This window comes from Bradyrhizobium uaiense, from assembly GCF_010811875.1.
Lineage (GTDB): Bacteria > Pseudomonadota > Alphaproteobacteria > Rhizobiales > Xanthobacteraceae > Bradyrhizobium > Bradyrhizobium uaiense.
This window is the reverse complement of the sequence record NZ_VKHP01000382.1, coordinates 1-5,922: the sequence shown is the minus strand read 5'-3', so window position 1 is coordinate 5,922 and position 5,922 is coordinate 1. Positions and strand designations below refer to the sequence as shown.

Below are 5,922 nucleotides of genomic sequence, written 5' to 3'. Positions count from 1 at the left end.
GGCCGGCTCGCGCAAGTCGCGACGCCCGCCGATATCTATGCCCAGCCCGCCTCGGTCGCGATCGCGCGATTGTTCGGCGATCCGACCATCAACCTCGCCGAGGTATCTCCAGTTGTAGAGCACGGCAGCCGTCCCGCGCCGCAGCAGGTTCGGCAGCTCGAGCCGCATCTCGTAGCGCAGCTTGGCGTCGACGTTGCGCAAGGGATCATCGAGCAGCAGCACGTCCGGGTTACCGATCAGCGCCCGCGCCAGCGCGGTCCGCTGCTTCTGCCCGTTCGACAATTCGCGCGGCGCATGGCCGAGCACATGCTCGATCTTGAGCAGCTTGCTGATCGCAGCAACGCGGCCCGCAACATCGCTGCCGCTGGCACGCAGGCCGCTTGCGATGTTGTCGCGGGCGGTCATGTGCGGGAACAGGGCGAAATTCTGGAACGCCATGCCGATCCCGCGCCGCTCCGGCGGCGCACCGACGATCGAGCGACCGCCGACCAGGATATCGCCGTCGTCAGGCTCGAACATGCCCGCGATCATGCGCAGCAGCACAGTCTTCCCGCTGCCGGACGGTCCGAACACCGCGACGATCTCAGCGGGCTCGACGGCCAGCGACAGTTCATCGGCGGGCCGTGCCGTACCGAATGCCTTGCTCACCGAATTGATTTCGAGACGCGCCATCGGATCAGCCTTTCACAGCACCGAGCGAGAGACCCTCGACCAGATAGCGCTGCGCATAGAGCGCAAGCAACAGCGTCGGCGTCACTGACAGCACGATCGCCGCCGCGATCTGGCCGTACTGGATTCCCGACGCGGTGACGAAAGCGAGCGCGCCGACCGTCACCGGCTGCTTGTCCGCGGAGGCCAGGATCAATGCGAAGACGAAATTGTTCCAACAGAAGATGAACGACAGCAACCCCGCCGCAGCGATCCCCGGCCCTGCCAGCGGCACAGCGATCCTGGTGAAGGCCTCGCGCCAGGAATGCCCTGCCAGCCGGTAGGCATGTTCGATATCAGGACTGATGTCCTCGAAATAGCCGCGCACGATCCACAGGATCAGCGGCAGCGCGATCAGCTGATAGACCCAGACGATACCGAAGTAGGTATCGTTGAGGCCGAGCTCCTGATAATACAGCGACAGCGGCAGCAGCACGAGCAGCGGCGGCGCGAAGCGGAACGACAGCAGCGTGAAGGCGATGGTCTCGCCGAGGCGGAATTTGAAGCGCGCAAAGGCGTAGGCTGCCGGCACGCCGAGCAGCAGCGCCAGCAACACCGCCGCGCTCGACAGCACGACGCTGTTGAACAGGTTGCGCATGAAGGAAATCTGCAGATTGCCGGCCGCGGTTCGCAGCTGGCCGGAAATCAGCGCCTCGTAGTTCGCAAGCGTCGGCTCGAACAGGATCCGCGGCGGAATCCTCAAGATCTGATCGTTGTTCTGGAACGACATCAGGAAGATCCAGACGATCGGGAACATGAAGAAGATCAGGATCAGCGTAAGCGCTATTCCGCGGAAGATGCGACCGGCAAGGCTGGAATGTTCCATTGCGCCTCTCCCCGTCAGGCGTGGCCGTGCGCGCGCGCACGCAACCGCAGCCAGTTCTTGATGAAGATGTTCGACAGGATGTTGGTGATCAGCCAGAGGATCATCAGCAGCGCCGCCGACCGGCCAACATTGGTGTACTGGAAAAATTCCAGATAGGCCTGCACCTGGAACACCATCAGCCGGTCGCCCGGACCGCCCTGCGTCATCGCATAGATGATGTCGAACTGCTGGATCGAATCGAGCAGACGGAACAGCGACGCCGTGATGATGTAGGGCGCAAGCATCGGCAGGGTGATGCGGAAGAAGACGAAGCTCGCCGGCACGCCGTCGAGGGCTGCGGCCTCGAACGGCTGCCGCGGCAGCGAGCGCAGGCCCGCCAGCAGCAGGATCATGATGAAGGGCGTATAGACCCAGACGTCGACCAGCACGACCGTGAACAGCGCGCTCGACGGATCGGACGCCCATTTGAAATCGGTGACGCCGAACAGACTGATCACGTAGGACAGAATGCCGAAGCTCGGATTTGTCATCAGCTTCCACATCAGCGCGGCGATCGCCGGCGCCGTCATCAGCGGCAGCAGAAGCATGATCGACACTGCATTGTGGAAGCGGGTCGGCCGGCGCAGCAGCAGCGCGATGCCGAGACCCAGCAGCAGCTCGAGCACGACCGTCAGGACGGTGTATGTGATCGAGACGCGGAACGTGTTCCAGAACGCAGGATCGGACAGGAAGTCGATATAGTTTCCGGCGCCGATGAAGCCGCGCAGATAAGGCAGGTTCAGCCGGTAGCGCTGCAGCGAGTAGACCGCCGCGGTCACGAACGGAACCAGGATCGCCACGCAGACGAGCAACGCCGGCAGGCTCAACAGATAAGGCAAGAGGCGCACGCGCGGCCTTGGTTTGGCCGGCGCTGCCTGCGCGTTCGTCGGGAGAGTTTGGGCCATGCTCATGATGATAAGAGATCGCGTTCAGCTGGCAAACGCCGCCGGCTCGGATGGGACAAGGGTCCGAGCCGGCGGATGGACGCGGTGCGGGGGATCATGCACCGCGGGTTCGATATGTCAGCCGAGACCGGCCTGCTTGAGCTGGCGGTTGATGCTGTCGGCGAGCTTGTCGAGCCCCTCGTCGACACTGACCTCCTTCGCTACCATCTTCTGCAACGAGGCGGCCCATTCGGTCGTCAGGTCGAAGAACAGCGGCTGCGCCGTGAAGTAGATCTTGGCGCCGGGCGACGACATGTCGTGCTGATCGAGATAGCCGGGATAGGACTTTGCGATGCGGTCGCGGAATTCGCTGTCCTTCCACACCGAGGCGCGCACCGGATTGACGAAGTCCATCTTGCGCGCGCCGAACAGATCGTGCTCGACAGAGGCCGCCCACTGCATGAACAGCCACGCCGCATCCTTCTGCTTGGAGAAGCTCGACATCGCGAGCGACCAGATCCAGACGTTCGGGGTCGGCGCCTTGGCAGCCGGATTGGCGGCGAACGGCGCGTAGCCGAGATGCCCCTTCTCCTTGTTGTCGCCGCCGTTCATGAAGTAGCCGAGGATGTCGGCGTCGAAGATCATGCCCGAGGCGCCGGCGCCGAGATCGGTGCCGACCTGGTACCAGGTATAGGTCGACCAGTTCTTCGGCCCCGAGGTCTGGATCATCTTGACCCATTTGTCGTGGAAATCCTTCGAGGCCTTGGTGTTCATCGCGGCCTTCAGCTTGCCGCCCTCCATCACGAAGTCCTTCTGGCCGAAGTTGGAATAGGCCGACAGGAAGCCGGGATGGATGGTCGCCCAGGAGCGCGAGCCGCGCACGCCGACGCCGTAGGGCCCGCCGGCGTCCTTGGTGATCTTGGCCGCGACCTCCAGCATCTCGTCGAGGTTCTTCGGCGGCTTGACGCCGACCTTGTCGAAGACGTTGCGGTTGTAGGTGATGTTGTTGAGCTCGTAGCCCCAGGGGATGCACCACTGCTTGGCCTTGCCCGAGCCGAGCTCGGAACCGGCGACGCCGTCCCATGCCGTGGAGGCGCGCAGGCCCGGCAGCACGTCGTCCCAGGCGAAGGCCGGGTTGGTCTTGGCGGGATCCTTGATGTAGGTGTTGAGGTCCTCGATCCAGCCCGCCGGACCGTAGGTCCAGGTCATGTAGGCGCCAGTCATGAAGGCATCGTACTGGTCGGATTTCGACGACAGCGCCGCCGTCACCTTGTCGAAATAGACGTCCTCCGGGAAGATGTCGTAGGTGACGTTCATGCCGGTCAGCGCTTTGAACGCCTCGATGTCGCCGATCATCGCGTCGACGTAGGGGTGCTTGTTCAGCAGCAGCTTGACGCTCTTGCCGCTCTGGGCCTTCCAGTTGAAGTCCGCGGCCATCGCCTTCGACATCGAGGAAGCGAAGCCGGCGTTTGCGGCGATGCCCGCGATGCCGAGCTTGGCGGCGCCGTCGAGGAGATCGCGGCGGCTGATGCGTTTGGCAGCGTAGGAGTCGAACAGATTCTTCTCGCGATCGAACATGTATTTCCTCTCCTTGTTGACGCTTGTTTTATGTGTCCTTCCGGGTCTTGCTTCTTGTCTTGCCGGATGTGGTCTCCGGCTTGTCTGTTGCGAGCGCCTTTGCGGTCGCTTCGTCGATGATGAGGCCGTGCAGAACGCCGCTGCGCAGCACGCCGCGCAACGCGGTCACCTTGGCCGGCCCGCCGGCGATGGCGACGATCCGATGCTTCCTGAGATCGGGCATGCTCATCGAGGTGGCGCGCGCCGACAGATCGGTGTCCAGCACCGTTCCATCGGCGCTGAAGAAATGTCCGAGCAGGTCGGCGCAGGCGCCGACGCGCTTCAATTCGGCGACTTCGTCCGGCTTGATCATGCCGCTCGACACCAGGAAGCCGTCGCGGCTGACCTGGCCGATGCCCACGAACAGCAGCGAGGCCTTGCGCGCCAGCGCGAACACGTCGGCGATGCCGAATTGCTGCATCAGCACGGCGCGGTCGGCGACCGAATTGGCAAACACCGGCACCGGCAGCAGATAGGCTTCCGCGCCGGTGCGTTCGGCGAGGCGGTGAATCACGTCGAACGGATTGGCGGCGAATTTCCGCGTCAGTCCGCCGAGCAGCGACACGAACTGCGCGTCGCGCGCCGGCGTCTGCGGCATCTGCTCGACAACGGCGGCGAGCGTACGGCCATGACCGACACCGATCACCTTGTCCTGGCCACGTTCCAGAATCTGGCGCAGGAAGCTCGCGCCTTCCAGCGCCAGCGCCTTCAGCGGCAGATCGCCCTCGCCGAGATCAGGCGCGACGCGGCAGAACGAAAGGCCGAAGCGCTGCGCGAGATCGTTCTCCAGCGCGACGCATTCGGCGACCGGTCCCTCGACGAAGACGCGGATCATGCCCTCGCGGCTGGCGCGCGCGATCAGGCGGTGCGCCTTGGTGCTCTGGATGTTGAGGCGGTCGGCGACCTCCGACTGGGTCAGCCCCGCCGCGAAATACAGCCACGCCGCGCGCGTCGCGAGCGACGCCTCGCCGTCGATCACCGGCAGCCTGTCGGGTGGAGTAGCCATGTCCGGAAAAGTCCGCTTGCAATTTTCTTCACGCCTTGCAAAAAATTGCAGAGGCCGAACGGGGCGTCAATCCCCCAAACGTGCTGCAGCGCAACCAACGTCACGCGCGCGCACCAGAGAGCGGTGAAGTCGGATGGGAGGTTTGTATCTCGGCATCGATGTCGGAACCGGCGGCGTCCGCGCCTGCGCGATCGATCCGCAGGCCGGCATCCGCGGCTTCGCGTCGGTCGCCCTGCCCGCACCGCGCATCGACGGCAACGCCATCGACCAGACGCCGGAGCTGTGGTGGCAGGCTGCGCTGGCTGCCATCCGCAAACTCGGCGAGACCGTCGCTCTCTGCGACATCACGCGCATCGTCGTCGACGGCACGTCAGGCACGCTGCTGCTGGTCGATGCGGTCGGCCGCCCTTGCTCGCCGGGGCTGATGTACAACGACGCACGCGCCACCCATCAGGCGACGCGCGTGGCGTCGGTCGCACCGCTGGAAAGCGGCGCGCATGGCGCGAGCAGCGCGCTCGCCAAGCTGCTCTATCTGCTGGATCACGGCTACATCGGCGATGCGCGCCACGCCGTGCACCAGGCAGACTGGATCGCCGGCCGGCTGGCGAATCATCATGGCATCAGCGACGAGAACAACGCGCTGAAGCTAGGTTACGACCCGGTCGCGCGCGCCTGGCCGCCCTGGCTCGATCAGCTCGGCGTGCGCGACGACCTGCTTCCCGAGGTGCTGGAGCCGGGAACGCCGTTCGCCGAAATGGATCCGCAGATCGCGCGCTCGCTTGGGCTGCCCGCGTTGCGATGAAGGCCGCAACGCCGTCGGTCGTGCCGGCTGCGACCTGCGC

5 protein-coding genes and 1 pseudogene are annotated in these 5,922 nt (G+C 64.7%); 1 reads left to right on the top strand and 5 read right to left on the bottom strand.

Going from position 1 to position 5,922, the window contains the following annotated elements; translation table 11 throughout:
* From FNJ47_RS44175 to FNJ47_RS44155, 5 genes are all read right to left on the bottom strand, one after another.
* Positions 1-672, bottom strand: a 672-nt coding sequence (locus tag FNJ47_RS44175) for an ABC transporter ATP-binding protein (RefSeq protein WP_236000524.1), incomplete at its 3' end; no start/stop codon positions are given.
* A 4-nt stretch (positions 673-676) separates the two neighbouring features.
* Complete coding sequence (locus FNJ47_RS44170) at positions 677-1,534, bottom strand: carbohydrate ABC transporter permease (protein ID WP_163162812.1); 858 nt, start codon at positions 1,532-1,534, stop codon at positions 677-679.
* A gap of 14 nt (positions 1,535-1,548) precedes the next feature.
* Positions 1,549-2,478, bottom strand: coding sequence for a carbohydrate ABC transporter permease (locus tag FNJ47_RS44165; protein ID WP_175068508.1), 930 nt, complete (start codon positions 2,476-2,478; stop codon positions 1,549-1,551).
* 117 nt (positions 2,479-2,595) lie between these two features.
* Positions 2,596-4,035, bottom strand: coding sequence for an extracellular solute-binding protein (locus tag FNJ47_RS44160; protein ID WP_163162808.1), 1,440 nt, complete (start codon positions 4,033-4,035; stop codon positions 2,596-2,598).
* A 28-nt stretch (positions 4,036-4,063) separates the two neighbouring features.
* A complete protein-coding gene (locus FNJ47_RS44155) occupies positions 4,064-5,080 on the bottom strand; it encodes a sugar-binding transcriptional regulator (RefSeq protein ID WP_163162806.1) in 1,017 nt (338 codons plus the stop codon).
* 133 nt (positions 5,081-5,213) lie between these two features.
* Here FNJ47_RS44155 and FNJ47_RS44150 point away from each other — a divergent pair.
* Positions 5,214-5,867 (top strand): annotated as a pseudogene (locus FNJ47_RS44150) (FGGY family carbohydrate kinase); the annotation flags it as partial.
* Between the last annotated feature and the right edge of the window lie 55 nt (positions 5,868-5,922).

Bases quoted from the DNA above. Each gene is read 5' to 3' on its own strand.
- FNJ47_RS44170 (WP_163162812.1), bottom strand. From the start codon at position 1,534: ATGGAACATTCCAGCCTTGCCGGTCGCATCTTCCGCGGAATAGCGCTT.
- FNJ47_RS44165 (WP_175068508.1), bottom strand. From the start codon at position 2,478: ATGGCCCAAACTCTCCCGACGAACGCGCAGGCAGCGCCGGCCAAACCA.
- FNJ47_RS44160 (WP_163162808.1), bottom strand. From the start codon at position 4,035: ATGTTCGATCGCGAGAAGAATCTGTTCGACTCCTACGCTGCCAAACGC.
- FNJ47_RS44155 (WP_163162806.1), bottom strand. From the start codon at position 5,080: ATGGCTACTCCACCCGACAGGCTGCCGGTGATCGACGGCGAGGCGTCG.